This is a genomic window from Actinomycetospora termitidis (genome assembly GCF_030286555.1).
Lineage (GTDB): Bacteria > Actinomycetota > Actinomycetes > Mycobacteriales > Pseudonocardiaceae > Actinomycetospora > Actinomycetospora termitidis.
On record NZ_JASVWF010000012.1, the window covers coordinates 17,750 to 32,476 of the forward strand.

The window sequence follows — 14,727 nt, forward strand, 5'->3', positions numbered from 1 at the left end:
GGTGTCGATCTTCTTCTGCCCCTCGCGCGGTGCCGCCCGACCGGTCGCCGGCGGGCCAGGTGGTCGGGCTTGAACCGGTCGCCTCTAGGAGTGGGCCGCCATCGGCTGGGAGGTCCTCCACCTCGAGTACACGTGTCCCCCGGCCCCGTCTGCTCGGTTGTGCGCGATCGATGACGGGTAGATCGCTCCCATGCCCGCACCGCTGCCCTGGACGGACGACGTCGAGCGGATCCAGCCCGACGAGGCCGAGCACATCCGGCGCTGCATCGACTCGATGCTCCGCGTGAACGCGATGACGTTCGACCTCCACCGGCACGGCGTCCGCGCCACCCACGCCAAGAGTCACGGCTTCCTGCGCGGGACGCTGACCGTGCACGACGACCTGCCGCGCGAGCTGGCGCAGGGCCTGTTCGCCACCGCCGGCGCGACCCACGACGTCGTCGTGCGCCTCGCGACCGAGTCGGGTCAGCTCGACGACGACCGCAAGGCCAACGCCCGCGGGCTCTCGCTCAAGGTGTTCGACGTCGAGGGCGAGACCCTCGAGCCGGGCACGACGACGCACGACCTGCTGTTCAACACCCTGCCGATCCTCGGACCGGGCACCGCGCAGAAATTCATGGAGCTCTCCGAGATCCGCGAGCGCCACTTCTCCGACGAGAGCGCGATGACCGAGGAGATCCAGTCCCGCCCGGACGCCGAGCAGATGACCGCCTTCCACCGCCTCGTCGGGAACATCCACCCGCTGGCGCACGCCTATTACACCCAGGGCGCGTTCGGGTACGGGGACCATGTCGCGAAGATTTCGGTGTACCCGGGGACGGCCGAGCAGGAGGCGCTCGCCGACCGGGAGGTCACGAGCGACGACGACGGCAGCGTGCTGCGGGCGCTCGTCGAGTCCTGGACGACCGACCGCGAGACCGTCTTCGACGTCCGGGTCCAGCTGCGGACCTCGGAGGACATGCCGGTCGAGGACGCGTCGGTGGACTGGTCGCAGGACGAGAGCCCCTACCGCAGCGTCGCCACGGTGCGCCTGCCCCCGCAGCAGCCGTACTCGAACGCCCGCCGGGTCTTCGGCGACGACCGGCTGGCCTTCCGCCCCTGGCACGGCCTCGCCGCGCACCGCCCTCTGGGCTCGGTGAACCGGCTGCGGCAGCAGGGCTACGAGGCGCTCGGGAAGCAGCGCACCGACCTCAACGCCACCACCGGCACGACGATGACCTCGGCCTCCGAACTCCCGGACTGAGCGCTCGCGCAGGGGTTGACGGCCCGGAGAGCCTGACGGCTCCGTGCAGGACGAGGCTGGAGATCGTCCGCCAGGGCTCGTCCGGGGTCGGGCTCTAGCCGGGGAACGCGTCGAGGACCCGGCCGAGGAAGTCCTGGACCGTCGGCAGCATCTGCAGCCCGTTGTGTCCCACTCCGGGGACGAGGTCGAACCGCGCCTCGATGCCGTGCTCGGCGAAGTTGTGGTGCAGGGCGCGGAGCCGCTCCACCCGGGTGGCGCCGGCGGCGTCGGCGCCCGGCATCCAGTTGGTGCCGCCCGGGTTGTTGATCTCCCAGGTCTCGACGTCCTGCTCACCGACGACCATCTGCACCGCGACCCGACGCGCCGCGTCGAGGTCGATGTCCTGCCCGAACCGTTCGGCGAGGTCGGCGGTGCCGAGCCACCACGGGTTCGTCGGGTCGAGCATGGTGATCCGCCCGGGAGCGCCGATCGACGCCGCGGCCAGCCGGTCGGGGTGGAGGTACAGGAACCGGTGGGTGAACTGCCCGCCGCCGGAGAACCCGTGGAGCAGGAACTTGTCGGTCCGCACGCGATAGCGCTCCCCGACCTCGTCGACCATGCCGAGGAGCACCTGGTCGAACCGGATGCCCCGGTAGGCGATGAACTTGTAGTTGTGCAGGTCGTCGGGGTCCTCGATACCGGCCGGGAACAGGGGTGCCATCACCACGCACCCGTGCTGCTCGGCGAACTCGACCAGGGTGTTCCGGTAGAGCTCCGCGGTCCGTGCGGTGCCGTGCACCACCACGACGAGGGGCAGTGGGGTCGACGTCGTGCGGTGGGCCCGGGGCACGTGCAGGGTGTAGCTGAAGCGCTGGTCGACCTGCGCGGCGACGAACGGGGTCGACCCGGAGCGGTAGAACCCGGTCGGGTCGAGGACCTGGTCGTCACCGAGGTCGTTCGGGCTGTCATCCATCATCGAACAGTCCAGTCGACGACGAGCGGGCCGGCAACCGGTCCTCGGTCGGCATCGGTGTGGCCTGCGACAGCTCCTCGATCTCGTCCGGGCCGGGCGTCCGGGTGAACTCGTCGAGAGCGGAGAGATCACCGACCCCGGTAGAGCGGGGTGCCGTGCTCCCGCACGCTCGTGTCGTGCTCGCGCATCGCCGCCAGCACCGTGAGCACCGAGCCGATCCGGTAGATGACCACGCCGGAGCCGATCTCCCGGATCGACGATCGCCTCCAGGTCCGCGCGGGCCGTGAGCGCGCGGCGGCGCCACGACCGGCGCCCGTCAGTACGCTCCGATGAAGACGTACCTGCCGTCCCAGTGCTCGTCGACGCCGTTCCAGAAGACCCTGCTCCCGGGAACCGAGGCGGCGTGCCGGGCGTAGGCGACGGCCTCGTCGTCGAAGCCGTGCCGGGAGCTCCGGACGGAGTGGGACAGCGCGGCGTCCTCGCGCAGGGCGAGGATGCCGAGCAGTTCGGCGGAGGAGGCCCCGCCGACGCGGGCGGACTCCTCGACCGACGCGGCGATCTCCGTGCGGGACCCGTCGCGACGCGCCAGCTTCCCGGTGATCACGTCGACGTTGGCGCGGGTCTCGACGACCCCCTCGGGCTCCCAGGCCCGCATGCCCTCGATGAAGCGCTGCGCCGCCCGGACGACCCCGGGAGGCGGGGCCAGGCGAATCTCCTCGTGGCGTACCGGGTCGTCGACGACGACGCCGTCGTCGGGGAGGTCCTCCAGTGCGTCGGGGTCGCCGCGCACCACCACCACCGAGGTGCCGCCGTAGTTCTGGACCGTCCCCCGGACCTCCAGATCCACGGTCATCTCCAGGATGCGGCCGAACGAGCTGTAGCAGCCGTCGGGCATGCGGGTCAGTGTGACACTCCACGCCTCGACGTCGTCGATGTCGGCCTCGACCACGTACCCGTAGTGGGCGAGGTACTCGGTCAGCTCCACGTCGCAGCTCGTGCCGATGTCCTCGGCGACCTCGGCGAGGACCGACTCGAGGTTCCCGGCATCGCGGATCGTCCACTGCCCGACCCCGCTGGCCCCGTTCGGGTCCTTCAACCGCACCGCCACGAACTCGTCGAGCAGCTCCCGGGCCGCGGCCGCCAACGAGTCGGGGGAGAAGCAGCTGTACCCGGGCACCGTGGTCCCCCGGAGGTGGCGGGGAAAGCCGAGGTCGAACCACGCGGGGACCTCGGACTCGTCGAACGGCTCGTGGACCTGCACCTTGCTCGTCCGTTCCAGCAGCGCCCGCGGCAGCGTCGATCCGTAGATCCACAGCGGGGTGCCGTCGGCGTCGACCGGGTCGGACCCCGGCCGGTACTCGCAGAGGTCCTCGGTGGCGACGGCCTCGTGGGCGATCACCACGCGGTAGCCGTCGGGGACGATCTCCGCGCACAGGTCGACCAGGCCTCGGTCGCGGGCCTCGATGCCCGACAGGTACTCCGTCTCCATGGCTGCTCCGGCTCCCGGTTCTGCGTCGTCGAAGGTCGGGGTCAGTGGTAGGTGTGGCCCGCGTGCGTGCGCCCGGAGGAGGCGTGCGCCCGGTCGCAGTGACGGTCGTCCGCGCCGGGCTGCTCGTCGTCGAGCTGGTCGTCCTTCGTGTTCGTCTTCGACGACGACGGCGTCGACCGGCGACGACCCCTCAGGAGGTCGCCCACGCCGAGCGCGAACGCCGCGACCACGAATGCCGTGATGACGAGCATGCCGGTGCTCAGGGCCGCACCGTAGTCCCGACCCGACGACGCCAGGACGGTGAAGAAGACCGACGCCACCAGGGCGATGCCGATCGAGGACCCGATGCGCTGCGCGGTCTGCTGCATGCCCGCGGCAGTCCCGCCCTCGTCGGTGGGGACCTCCTGCAGGGTCAGGGCCTGGTTCGGGGTGATCACCAGGCCGCTGCCGATGCCCGAGAGGAACAGCGGCCCGGCGGTGAGCAGCCCGACCATGGGCCCGGTCTCCCCGCGCACGATGAGCAGGGTCGAGACGATCCCGACGGCCATCACCACGGTGCCCGCCACCACCAGCGGCCGGCCGAAGCGGCCGACGATCCGCCCGCCGATGGCGGCGGCGATCGCCGACCCGACGGCGTAGGGCAGCGACGCGGCCCCGGCCTCGAGCGCCGAGTAGCCGAGGCCCTGCTGGAAGTAGACGGTGAGCACGAAGAAGATCGCGGTCGAGCCCGCCATGTAGATCGTGCCCAGCGAGGAGCCCAGCACGTAGCCGGGGCTGCGCAGCACCCGCCCGTTCGCGAGCGGGTCGCCCCCGCGGGCGGCGTAGCGGCGCTCCCACCAGACGAACACGGCCAGGAACACCGCCCCGATCGCGATCGTCCACCACGGCGCACCCGCCGGGTCGCGGTCGGCGAGCACGAGGGGCAGCAGGACCGCGACGACCGAGAGGGCGAGCAGTCCGGCGCCGACCGGGTCGAGCGAGACCTGCGTGCTGCGCTCCTCGCGAGGCGGGTCGGCGGGCAGCAGACGCGGGGCGAGCACCAGGGCCAGCAGGGCGAACGGCAGGTTGACCAGGAACACCAGCCGCCACCCGAACTCGGGGCCGCCGGCCTCGATGAGCAGTCCGCCGACCAGGGGGCCGATGGCGGTCGAGGAGGCATTGACCGCGCCGAACACTCCGAACGCGGTCCCGCGCTCGGAGCCGGAGAACATCTGCTGGATGAGCCCGAGCAGCTGGGGGTTGAGCAGGCCGCCGGCGATGCCCTGGGCCAGGCGGGCGACGACGAGCCACAGCGGGGTCATCGCCAGGCCGGCGGCGACGCTGGCCAGCGCGAAGAGCACCAGCCCGACGATGAACATCTTCTTGCGGCCCCGGCTGTCGCCGAGACGTCCGCCGGGGACGAGCGCGATGCCGAAGGCCAGCGTGTAGCCCGCGACGATCCAGGAGAGCTCGGACGGGGCGGCGCCCAGGCCGGTCTGGAACGACGGCAGGGCGACGTTGACGATGCTGACGTCGATGAAGATCATGACGCCGGCGGCCATGCAGACCGCGAGCGCGCGCCATCGTCCGGGAAGGGGATTCTCGGGCATACGGAGTCGTTACCCGGGTTACGGATCGACCATGTGGGGCCCGGGGGCGGTGTGGGCTTGACCGCGTCGGGCTGTACGGGCTCGTCCGTGTCCCTCGCCGGGGTGGGCGTCAGACGTCGGCGAGGACCTGCAGGACGGCGATGCTCCCGGCGTGTCGCCGGGCGGCCTCGACGAGGAGGTCGTCCAGGCGCTCGGGGTCCGGATCGTCCTCGGCCGCGGTGAGCACGGCGTGGACGCCGGGCCCGTCGAGCTGGACACGGGGCCAGCCTTGTCAGGTCCTCTCCGGACGCTGCTGAGCGGGAGCGCGTCACATCAGCACCGAGCGCCACCAGGACGCCCCACGATGTCCACCGCGATCCAGGTCACCGGCAACCTCACCGCCGACCCCGAGCTGCAGTACCCGCCCAACGGCCGCGCCGCCGCCCGATTCACCGTCGCGGTGAACGCCCGCCGACGCACCGAGGCAGGCGAGTGGGTCGACGGCGAGCCCACCTTCTACCCGGTCGAGACCTGGGGTGAGCAGGGCGAGCACGTGGCCGAGTCCCTGACCAGGGGCGCCCAGGTCGTGGTCCTGGGGACCGTCAAGGCTCGGTCGTGGGCGCCGACGGAGGGCGAGCGCGGTGGGAAGACCCTGACCCGGCTCGAGGTCACCGCCGAGACCGTCGCGGCGAGCCTGCAGTGGGCGACGCTGACCGTCACCACGGCCAAGCGGGTCGGCTCCTGGGCGAGGCGCCGGCGGCGAGCAGGAAGCACCGCTCTCATCGAGCCCTTGCCGGCTCGGCTCTCTGCGGGCGGACCGAACCTGTTGCTCTAGCAGAGACCTGTCGGCGTTCGAGACCCTGTGAGGGGTCAGCCGCGCGAGCAAATCTGATCTTCGACCGCGAGCCCCGTAAACAGTTTCCGGACGCTCGCACGATCAGCAATGACGTCATCAATGACGACGTAAACCGCTGACCAGCCAAGATGGTGCGCCGTCAGGGACTCGAACCCCGAACCCAGTGATTAAGAGTCACTTGCTCTGCCCATTGAGCTAACGGCGCGTGACCAGAAGACTAACATTGCTGATCTTCCAGTCCGGCAGCGGGGGTACCACTGCCGTCCGGGTGAGTGACGGGACTTGAACCCGCGACACCTGGGATCACAACCCAGTGCTCTGCCAACTGAGCTACACCCACCATTGGCTGCCACCGGCGTCCCGGCGACGACGTAGAGACTACCCGCCGCGGTCCAGCCGGTTGCCACCGGGGCGGATCGCTCGCCGGCCTGTCGCGGTGAACCGACGGGACGTCGGTGCCTTGTCGCTCTGAATCACCGCGACGAGGCCGTGGCAGGGGGCCGGGAGCCCGCGACCAGCCGGTGCCGGGACCCGGTCCGCCGCATGACGCGGGTCGTACTCCCGGCGTTTGTGACGTCCAGTGTCAGCATGGCCGCACTGCTGACGGACCGAGAGCCGACCCACACCCGCCGTCAGGAACCGTCCGCGTCGACGACGTCGGCGGCAGCCGCGCGGGCCTGGTCGGTCGTCGGGCCGGGGAGCGGCACGAACGCGGTGCGGCGGTAGTACTCGAGCTCGCGGATCGACTCCCGCGCATCGGCCAGGGCGCGGTGGGCGAGGCCCTTCTCCGGCTGGGCGTAGTAGATGCGCGGGTACCAGCGCCGGCACAGCTCCTTGATCGAGCTGACGTCGATCATGCGGTAGTGCAGGTGGGCGTCCAGCTCCGGCATGTCCCGGGCGATGAAGCCGCGGTCGGTGGCGATCGAGTTGCCGCACAGGGGAGCGGTGCGCGCATCCGGGACGTGCTCGCGGATGTAGTCCAGGACCAGCTTCTCGGCCTCGGCGAGCGTCACCGTCGACGCCCGGACCTCCTCGGTCAGCCCCGACTTCGCGTGCATCTCGACGACGACCTCGGGCATGTTCTCGAGGTCCTCGTCCGACGCGTGGATGACCACGTCCACGCCCTCACCCAGCGGGACGAGCTCCTGGTCGGTCACGAGCGCCGCGATCTCGATGAGCTTGTCCTTGCCGAGGTCGAGCCCGGTCATCTCGCAGTCGAGCCACACCAGCCGTCCGTTCACCCGGACGACCCTACTGATCTCGGCGGATCCCGGCGCGCGGGCGGCGTACCACCGGCGATTGTGACGTCCAGCGTCAGTATGGCCGCACTGCTGACACCCGGGGCCTCACGAACCCGAGAACGCCGCCAGCTGCGCCGCCCGGACGTCGTCGGTCTGGGCCTGCACCAGGTGGAACATCGCCTCGCGGGACCAGCGCTGCTCGTGCGAGGACGAGTACATCGCCGACCCGCCGCGCGCGGCGACGAGCCCGGCGGCCGCCCGGACGGTCAGCTCCGCGATCCGGCCGCGCAGCTCCAGCCGCTCCTCGACGAAGCGGTCCCGCTGCGCACTGAACTTCAGCTCGTACGCCCGCTCGCGCAGCGGCCACGCCGTCGCCGCCAGGGCCTGGGCCTCCTCGACGGCGGCAGGGCGGTCGCGCTCGTGGCCGGTGCGGAGCGTCTCGTCGATCACCCGGAGCAGGAGCCCCATCGTCGCGGGCTTGGTGTCCACGACGGTGCCGGCGTCGCGCCGGCGCCACTCGTCGACCGGCACGACGGCGGCCACCTCGTCGGGGCCCACGGCCACGTCGTGCAGCGACAGCCCGACCGTGCGCGTCCCGCCCATGACGGCCAGCGAGTACGGCTCGGAGGCGGTGAGCCCGCGCCGCTCGTGGGCGGGGAGCAGGGCGAACACGATCTCGCCGGAGTCGGCGACCGCCGCGATCAGCACGAGGTCGACCAGCCCCCACCCGGTGCACCACTCCGCCCGACCCGTGAACCGCCACCCGGACCGGCCGTCGGGAACGGCCGTGATCGCTGGTGGACCCGGACGGCGCAGGTGCGCGACGGCGATCCCGCCGAGCTCGTCGCCGCGGCACAGCGCCTCGCGGTACTGCTCGGCCGCGGGGTACGACGAGTCCAGGGTCAGCTTCTGCGGCGTGCGGTGCTGGGTGAGGACGAACCACGACGCCGCGTCGGCCCCGGCGAGGATCTCCTCGACCTCGGACAGCGCGCGCTCGTCGCGCCCCAGCCCGCCGTGCTCGGCGGGGGCCGCCACGCTGTAGAGCCCCTGCGCGGCCAGCCAGCGCAGGATGCAGCGCTGCACGCCGATCGCGGGGTCGTCGCTGTCGGCGGCGTTCTCGAGCAGCATCTCGGCGGCACCGCGCGCGAGGGCGAGCGGGTCACTGCCGAGCGTCAGGTCCGGGGGGTGGACGCTCATGACCTCAGGGTCTCCAAGGGGAGCGGGGGAGTCGAGATCCTGTCTACCAGCGGGAGGTCACGAACCGAGTTCGGACTTCACGACCTTCCCCGTCTGGTTGCGGGGCAGCTCGTCGACGAACTCCACGTCGCGCGGGGACGCGAAGCGGGCGAGGTGGTTCTTGACGTGGTCGCGGACCTCGTCGGCGGTCAGCTCCGCGCCGCTCTCCAGCACTAGATAGGCCGCGAGACGCTGGCCGTACTCCTCGTCGTCGACCCCGACGACCGCGGCCTCCTTGACGCCGTTCATGTCCCCGAGCAGGCCCTCGACCTCGCCGGCGTGGATGTTCTCGCCGCCGGAGACGATCATGTCGTCGGCGCGGCCGGAGATGAACAGCAGGCCGTTCTCGTCGTAGTGCCCGAGGTCGCCGGTGCCGAGCATGTCGTCGACGACCTCGGTCTCGCCCCGCCCGCCGGTGTAGCCGGTGAAGAGCATGTCGTTCCCGACGAAGATGCGGCCGGTCTCGCCGGCCGGGAGCTCCTGGTCGTCGTCCCCCAGGATCTTCACGTCGGTGCCCGCCGGCGGGCGACCAGCCGTGCCCGGTTCCCGACGGAGCTCCTCGGGCTTCGCGATCGAGGCCCACGAGACCTCGGTGGAGCCGTAGAGCATGTAGAGCTTCTCGCCGAAGGTGTCCAGGAACTCGGTGACCTTGTGCGGCGGCATCGCCGACCCGGTCGCGGTGACCGTCTTCAGCGCGGACGTGTCGTAGCGGGCGATCACGTCCTCGTCGAGCTCCAGGATGCGCTGCAACATCACCGGCACCGCGAACATCGACGTGCAGCGGTGGATCGCGAGCTGGCGCAGCGCGTCCTCCGGGTCGAACTTGCGGCGCAGCACCAGCGTCGAGCCCATGAGCGAGCCGATCTGGAACGCCGCGAAGCCCCAGGTGTGGAAGAGCGGCGCGGACACCAGGGCGGGCTCGCGGGCGGTGAGCGGGATGCGCGAGAGGATCGCGTTGACCGGGCCGATGCCGTTCGGGGACGGACGCTCGGCGCCCTTCGGCGTCCCGGTCGTCCCCGAGGTGAGCACGATCGTCTTGCCCGTCGGTGGCTTCGTCGGCAGCTCCTTCGAGCCGTCGACCGCGATGAGCCCCTCCAGGGTGTCGTCGCCCCAGCAGCCGGAGCCCTCGTCCTGCCACGCCCCGATGCGCGTGACCGACTCCGGGACCTCCTCGAGCCGGTCGGCGAGGTCGGAGTCGACGACGACGCTGGTCAGCTCCTGCTCCTCGGCCACCGCCTTCATCTGCCCGGTCGACAGGCCGGTGTTCATCAGGACGACGTCCGCGCCGATCTTCGAGGTCGCGATGATCGTCTCGATCGGGCCGCGGTGGTTGCGGCAGAGCACCGCGACCTTGCTGCCCGGGCCGACACCGCGGTCGGCCAGCGCCCGGGCGAGCCGGTCGGTGCGCTCGTGGAGCTCGCGGTAGGTCAGCGTGCCGCGGTCGTCGACGATCGCGATCTGGTCCGGGTGGCGCCACGCGCCGATGGTGTAGGCCGTGGTCGGCGTGAACCCGTACCGGTAGAGCGCGTACGGGAACTTCACCACCCGGTGCGGCGCGATCGGCGCGACCACCCCGGCCCCGATCAACAGACGGACACCCGTCGCGAGCTCGGTCGGGGTACCGAAGGGCGTCCTCACCAGTGCACTCCAGGAAGCAGTCGGGCAAAGGCCTGCGCGCCCCGGGAGAGGGGACCGGTCTGCAGCGCGCGGTCCTCCCCGGGGGTCTTTCCGTCACTACCCTCACGCGCCGCCCGTGATTCCGGGAACACGCGATAGGCGATGTGCATGACGACGTCGACGAGCCTCGGGGTCAGCGACGACGAGACCGCGCCGAGCGTGCCGAGGGCCGTCCCGACGTGCTTGGGTCGGTCGATCAGCGCGTTCACGACCATGTCCGCGGCCTCGTCGGGCGAGAGCGTCGGGAAGGCGTCGTAGATCCGGGTCGGCGCGATCATGTCCGTGCGGACCAGGGGCATGTGCACCGTCGTGAACGTGACGCCGTCCCCGATCACCTCGGTCGCGACGATCCGCGCCCACGCGTCCAGCGCCGCCTTCGAGGCGACGTAGGCGGAGAACCGGGGCGGGCCGGTCTGCACGCCGATCGAGGAGATGTCGACGACGTGGCCGAAGCGCCGCTCGATCATGTGCGGCAGCAGCGCCATCGTCAGGCGGATCGCGCCGAAGTAGTTGATCGCCATCGTGCGCTCGAAGTCGTGGAACCGGTCCAGCTCCAGCTTCACCGAGCGCCGGATCGAGCGGCCGGCGTTGTTCACGAGCATGTCGATGCCGGTGTCCGGCCCGGCGTGGTCGGCGAGCATCGACTTCACGGTCGCATCGACGGATTCCGCGTCGGTGATGTCGCAGGAGTAGGCGTGCGCCTGGCCACCCTCGCGCTCGATCTCGGCCTTGACCTCCTCGAGCTCGTCCGAGCGCCGCGCGACCAGCAGCGGGACCCCGCCGTTGCGGGCGACCCGGATCGCGGTCTCGCGGCCGATGCCGCTGGAGGCTCCGGTGATCACGACCCGGCGGCCGAGCAGGGGCGGACCCGGCCGGTCGCGGCGCGCTCGGTTCGGGTCGAGGTGCTCGCGCCAGTACCGGACGAGGACCGGGGCGTAGTCGCCGAACTCGGGCGGCTGGAAGCCGTCCAGGGCCTGCACGGTCTGCTCGGCCGCGTAGACGCACGGGAAGGTCAGGTGCGGCAGGACCTCCGGCGGGATGTCGAACTCGGCCAGCGCGATGTCGCGGGCGGACCCGCCGGCGCCGGTGTCGGCGAGCGAGTCGGCAGCGCGAGTCAGGGCCTTCCCGACGGCGGTCGGCAGCACCGGCAGGAGCTTCGGGGCCCCGAGCGGGCCGGCGAGCGCGTTGTAGATCTCCGACAGCGGCTGGGGGCGCGGGTTCACCAGGTGGAACGCGCGGCCGTCGAGGTCGGGGGTGTGCACCAGGCGGACCATCGCGTCGGCGACGTAGTCGACCGGGACGATGTTCGTCGCGCCCAGTTCCGGCGCGGGCAGGCGGAGGAATCCCGGGAGCCGGCCGAGGGCGCTGATCGCGCCCATCAGGTAGTACGGCCCGTCGATCTTGTCCATCTCGCCGGTCTGCGAGTCACCGACGACGATCGCGGGCCGGTACACACGCCACGCGACCGTCGACTCCTCGCGGACGATCTTCTCCGCCGCGAACTTCGTCTCGTGGTACGGGTTGCCGAAGCTCTGCCCGAGGTCGAAGTCGTCCTCGGTGAACACGCCCTCGTGCTCGCCGGCGACCGCGACGCTCGAGACGTGGTGCAGGCAGCGCGCCCCGATCTCGGCGGCGACCGCGACGACGTGGCGCGTCCCGTCCACGTTCGCGGTGCGGTTGGCCTCCTCGTCGGCCGTGACGTCGTAGATCGCGCCGAGGTGCAGCACGTCGTCGACCTGGCCGGAGAGGTCGTCCACGGTCGCGTCGTCCAGCCCGAGCCGCGGCGCGGTCAGGTCGCCGGTGACCGGCACCAGCTTGTCCGCGCCGTCCAGCTCGCGCGTCCGCCGGCGCAGCTTCTCCACCGACCCGCCGCGGACCAGCGCGTAGACCGCCTCGCAGTCCTCGCGCGCCAGGAGCCGGGCGAGGACCGCGCGCCCGAGAAACCCGGTACCGCCGGTAACGAGGTAGCGCATGGCGCTGGATCGTGGCACGAGACACCCGAGCGCGCTACGCCGAGTGCACCGTTCGTCGTCGCCCGGCGACCGGTGGTGCGATCGGGGGACGACCGGAGGCAACCCGGCCGTTCACGCGAGCATCGCCCGGCGATAGGCGGTGGGCGTCCGTCCCGTGTGTCGACGCACCAGCTGACCGAACCGGGTCGCGTTCGGGAACCCCCACCGTCGCGCGATCGACGACACCGGCGTCGCCGCCTCCGCCGGGTCGGCGAGGTCGGCCAGGCACCGTTCCAGACGGCGGGTGCGGATGGTCCCGGCCGGGGTGCGGCCTGCCTCGGCGAGCACGGCGTGCAGGTGGCGCGGCGAGACGAACAGCGCGGCCGCGGCCGAGCGGGGCGTGAGGTCCACCTCGGCGAGGTGGGCCTCGACGTGCTCGTCGAACGCGGCGCGCAGGCCCTCGTGCGGGTCGTCCGGGACGAGCAGGCCGCGCCGGCCGAGCTCGTCGTCGAACAGGGTGCGCGCGAGCTCCACGGCCTGCTGGGCCGCGAGCCCGGCGCCCGCGCCCGTCGAGGACTGCAGGCCGGTCAGCAGGCCGGCCACCGCGGGCGCGAGACCGTGCGCGCCGCGCAGGGTCGTGGCGGTCAGCGGGTCGGGGCGCCGGTGCGCGCCCGGACCGGTCGTCGGGAACCGGAAACACAGGCTGCGGTAGCCCGCGGCCGCGACGATCTCGACCGGGCGGGCGGAGTCGTAGAAGACCAGGTCACCGGGCCCGACGATCGCGGTGCGGCCGTCCTGGCGGAACTCCGCGCCGCCCTCGAGCTGCAGCGAGAGCAGCGTCTCCGCGGAGGCGTGCGCGGCGATGTGCTCGCGGGCGCGCACCGCGACGTGCGGGTGGGCGACCATCGCGATCAGCGAGGTCGGCCCGAGCCGGCGCGTCGTCACCCGCCCGCGGAAGCGCTCGGGGCGGGAGAACGAGAAGTCCGCGGCGACGAGGGCGTCCGACACCACGTCGGACCAGGCGGTCGCGTCGGCGTCCATGTCCCCACCTCGTGCGCCCGTCGGAGAGGCCCGTGCACTGTAGCGAGAGCCCTGAGACGCACGCCACACCTAGCGTCGGGGTCATGACCGAGCAGCTCACCCGCCCCGGCCTGCACGTCGGCGACGACGCCGCGATCCTCGCCCGCCTCGAGGCCCTCGACCCGCTGCTGCGCGACGAGGCCGACGCCGTCGAGACCGGCGGCCGCCTCACCCCGCGGGTGGTGGAAGCCCTCGAGGACGCGGGCGCGTTCGACGTCGGGATGCCGGCCGAGCTCGGCGGGCCGGAGTTCACGCCCAGCCAGCTGATCCGGGCCGTCGAGACCGTGTCGCGCGCCGACGCCTCGACCGGCTGGGTCGTCATGACGCTGCAGATGGTCGCGGGGACCACGGTCGCCTATCTGGGCGCGGACACCGTCGCGGACATGCTCGACGGCGGCCACCGGATCCTGGCGGCCGGGCAGGGCACGCGGCCGGGCCGCGCGCGGGCGGTCCCGGGCGGCTACCGCGTGTCCGGGTCCTGGCAGTTCGCCTCCGGGTTGCTGCACTGCAGCCACGTGCACACCGCGGCGATCGTCGAGGAGACCGGCGAGGCGCTCGTGTTCACCCTGCCCAAGGATGAGGCGTCCCTGGTGGAGAACTGGGACGTCATGGGCCTGCGCGGCACCGGCAGCATCGACTACCACCTCGACGACGTGTTCGTCCCGGCCGCGCGGACCTACGTCGCGACCACCACCGAGCCCCTCGTCGGCGGGGCCGTCTACCGGTGCGGCCTGGCGAACATGGCCGGCATCTGCCACGCGGGCTGGGCGCTCGGGGTGGGGCGACGGCTGCTCGACGAGATGTCCGCACTCGCCGTCGCGAAGAGCGGGACGTACCGGGCGGGCGTCGACACGACGGAGTTCCACGCCGCCTACGCCCGGGCGGAGGCGACGTTGCGCGCGGCGCGGGCGTGGACGTTCGAGGTGTGGGCCGACAACGAGGCCACGCTCGCGACCGGCTCCCCGCTCACCACCGACCAGGAGACCCTCACCCGCCTCGCCCTCGCGTCGACGACGGAGGCGGCGCTCGAGGTCGGCCAGACGGTCTACCGGTGGGCCGGGACGACCGCGCTGCGCTCCGGACCGCTCAACCGCGTCTTCCGCGACCTGCACGGGGGAACGCAGCACGTCACGTCCGGACCCGCCGTCGTGCAGGGGGCCGGGAAGCGGTTGGCCGGGCTCGCGCCGGACGCGCGGTGGGTGTTCCTGGACCTGGTGGAGTGAGCGCCTAACGGTCCTCGTCGGCCATCTTCTCGACCTCGTCCGCTGTCTGGTCGTCCTTGGCGACGGCCTCGATGCGGTCCTTGGTCTGGTCGGAGTCGTCGCGGTCCGGGTCGAGCCCGGTCAGCGCCTCCTCGGTGCCCTCGTACTCGTTCACGTACTGCTGCTCGAGGTCCGCGGCGCGCTGCGAGGGGTCGCTCATGCCGTCGGATT

At 72.2% G+C, this 14,727-nt stretch carries 12 protein-coding genes and 2 tRNA genes; 3 read left to right on the forward strand and 11 right to left on the reverse strand.

What is annotated here, in order from left to right; all coding sequences use genetic code 11:
- The first annotated feature begins 190 nt into the window (after positions 1 to 190).
- Positions 191 to 1,243 carry a catalase family protein gene (locus QRT03_RS31490; RefSeq protein ID WP_286057131.1) on the forward strand — a complete coding sequence of 351 codons (1,053 nt, stop codon included), beginning with the start codon at positions 191 to 193 and terminating at the stop codon, positions 1,241 to 1,243.
- Between the two features lie 94 nt (positions 1,244 to 1,337).
- Here the strand turns inward: QRT03_RS31490 and QRT03_RS31495 are convergent, their stop codons facing one another.
- The 3 genes from QRT03_RS31495 to QRT03_RS31505 all read right to left on the reverse strand — a co-directional run bounded on the left by QRT03_RS31495 (position 1,338) and on the right by QRT03_RS31505 (position 5,273).
- A complete protein-coding gene (locus QRT03_RS31495) occupies positions 1,338 to 2,195 on the reverse strand; it encodes an alpha/beta hydrolase family protein (protein ID WP_286057132.1) in 858 nt (285 codons plus the stop codon).
- A 316-nt stretch (positions 2,196 to 2,511) separates the two neighbouring features.
- Complete coding sequence (locus QRT03_RS31500; protein ID WP_286057133.1) at positions 2,512 to 3,684, reverse strand: DUF3182 family protein; 1,173 nt, start codon at positions 3,682 to 3,684, stop codon at positions 2,512 to 2,514.
- Positions 3,685 to 3,725: 41 nt separating this feature from the next.
- Positions 3,726 to 5,273: an MFS transporter gene (locus QRT03_RS31505; RefSeq protein ID WP_286057134.1), complete on the reverse strand. Its 1,548-nt coding sequence runs from the start codon at positions 5,271 to 5,273 to the stop codon at positions 3,726 to 3,728.
- Between the two features lie 343 nt (positions 5,274 to 5,616).
- On the opposite strand from QRT03_RS31505, the gene QRT03_RS31510 reads away from it, so the two are divergent.
- The gene (locus tag QRT03_RS31510) at positions 5,617 to 6,087 is read left to right on the forward strand and encodes a single-stranded DNA-binding protein (RefSeq protein WP_286057135.1); all 471 of its coding nucleotides are present in this window, start codon (positions 5,617 to 5,619) and stop codon (positions 6,085 to 6,087) included.
- Positions 6,088 to 6,237: 150 nt separating this feature from the next.
- Here QRT03_RS31510 and QRT03_RS31515 read toward each other — a convergent pair.
- From QRT03_RS31515 to QRT03_RS31545, 7 genes are all read right to left on the reverse strand, one after another.
- Positions 6,238 to 6,313 (reverse strand) — tRNA-Lys (locus QRT03_RS31515).
- 62 nt (positions 6,314 to 6,375) lie between these two features.
- A tRNA-His gene (locus QRT03_RS31520) sits at positions 6,376 to 6,448 on the reverse strand.
- A 292-nt stretch (positions 6,449 to 6,740) separates the two neighbouring features.
- The gene (gene orn, locus QRT03_RS31525) at positions 6,741 to 7,349 is read right to left on the reverse strand and encodes an oligoribonuclease (RefSeq protein ID WP_286057136.1); all 609 of its coding nucleotides are present in this window, start codon (positions 7,347 to 7,349) and stop codon (positions 6,741 to 6,743) included.
- Positions 7,350 to 7,454: 105 nt separating this feature from the next.
- Positions 7,455 to 8,546 carry an acyl-CoA dehydrogenase family protein gene (locus QRT03_RS31530; RefSeq protein WP_286057137.1) on the reverse strand — a complete coding sequence of 364 codons (1,092 nt, stop codon included), beginning with the start codon at positions 8,544 to 8,546 and terminating at the stop codon, positions 7,455 to 7,457.
- 57 nt (positions 8,547 to 8,603) lie between these two features.
- Positions 8,604 to 10,223 (reverse strand): AMP-binding protein, encoded by a 1,620-nt coding sequence (locus QRT03_RS31535; RefSeq protein ID WP_286057138.1) that lies wholly within the window; start codon positions 10,221 to 10,223, stop codon positions 8,604 to 8,606.
- Complete coding sequence (locus QRT03_RS31540) at positions 10,220 to 12,235, reverse strand: SDR family oxidoreductase (RefSeq protein WP_286057139.1); 2,016 nt, start codon at positions 12,233 to 12,235, stop codon at positions 10,220 to 10,222. The genes QRT03_RS31535 and QRT03_RS31540 overlap by 4 nt, the downstream gene beginning before the upstream one ends.
- A gap of 111 nt (positions 12,236 to 12,346) precedes the next feature.
- Positions 12,347 to 13,255, reverse strand: a complete 909-nt coding sequence (locus tag QRT03_RS31545) for an AraC-like ligand-binding domain-containing protein (protein ID WP_286057140.1) — start codon at positions 13,253 to 13,255, stop codon at positions 12,347 to 12,349.
- An 83-nt stretch (positions 13,256 to 13,338) separates the two neighbouring features.
- Between QRT03_RS31545 and QRT03_RS31550 the strand changes: the two genes are divergently transcribed.
- Positions 13,339 to 14,517, forward strand: a complete 1,179-nt coding sequence (locus tag QRT03_RS31550; RefSeq protein ID WP_286057141.1) for an acyl-CoA dehydrogenase family protein — start codon at positions 13,339 to 13,341, stop codon at positions 14,515 to 14,517.
- A gap of 4 nt (positions 14,518 to 14,521) precedes the next feature.
- Here QRT03_RS31550 and QRT03_RS31555 read toward each other — a convergent pair whose 3' ends face one another.
- Positions 14,522 to 14,716, reverse strand: coding sequence for a hypothetical protein (locus QRT03_RS31555; protein WP_286057142.1), 195 nt, complete (start codon positions 14,714 to 14,716; stop codon positions 14,522 to 14,524).
- Between the last annotated feature and the right edge of the window lie 11 nt (positions 14,717 to 14,727).

Bases quoted from the DNA above. Each gene is read 5' to 3' on its own strand.
- QRT03_RS31490 (WP_286057131.1), top strand. From the start codon at position 191: ATGCCCGCACCGCTGCCCTGGACGGACGACGTCGAGCGGATCCAGCCC.
- QRT03_RS31495 (WP_286057132.1), bottom strand. From the start codon at position 2,195: ATGGATGACAGCCCGAACGACCTCGGTGACGACCAGGTCCTCGACCCG.
- QRT03_RS31500 (WP_286057133.1), bottom strand. From the start codon at position 3,684: ATGGAGACGGAGTACCTGTCGGGCATCGAGGCCCGCGACCGAGGCCTG.
- QRT03_RS31505 (WP_286057134.1), bottom strand. From the start codon at position 5,273: ATGCCCGAGAATCCCCTTCCCGGACGATGGCGCGCGCTCGCGGTCTGC.
- QRT03_RS31510 (WP_286057135.1), top strand. From the start codon at position 5,617: ATGTCCACCGCGATCCAGGTCACCGGCAACCTCACCGCCGACCCCGAG.
- QRT03_RS31530 (WP_286057137.1), bottom strand. From the start codon at position 8,546: ATGAGCGTCCACCCCCCGGACCTGACGCTCGGCAGTGACCCGCTCGCC.
- QRT03_RS31540 (WP_286057139.1), bottom strand. From the start codon at position 12,235: ATGCGCTACCTCGTTACCGGCGGTACCGGGTTTCTCGGGCGCGCGGTC.
- QRT03_RS31545 (WP_286057140.1), bottom strand. From the start codon at position 13,255: ATGGACGCCGACGCGACCGCCTGGTCCGACGTGGTGTCGGACGCCCTC.
- QRT03_RS31550 (WP_286057141.1), top strand. From the start codon at position 13,339: ATGACCGAGCAGCTCACCCGCCCCGGCCTGCACGTCGGCGACGACGCC.
- QRT03_RS31555 (WP_286057142.1), bottom strand. From the start codon at position 14,716: ATGAGCGACCCCTCGCAGCGCGCCGCGGACCTCGAGCAGCAGTACGTG.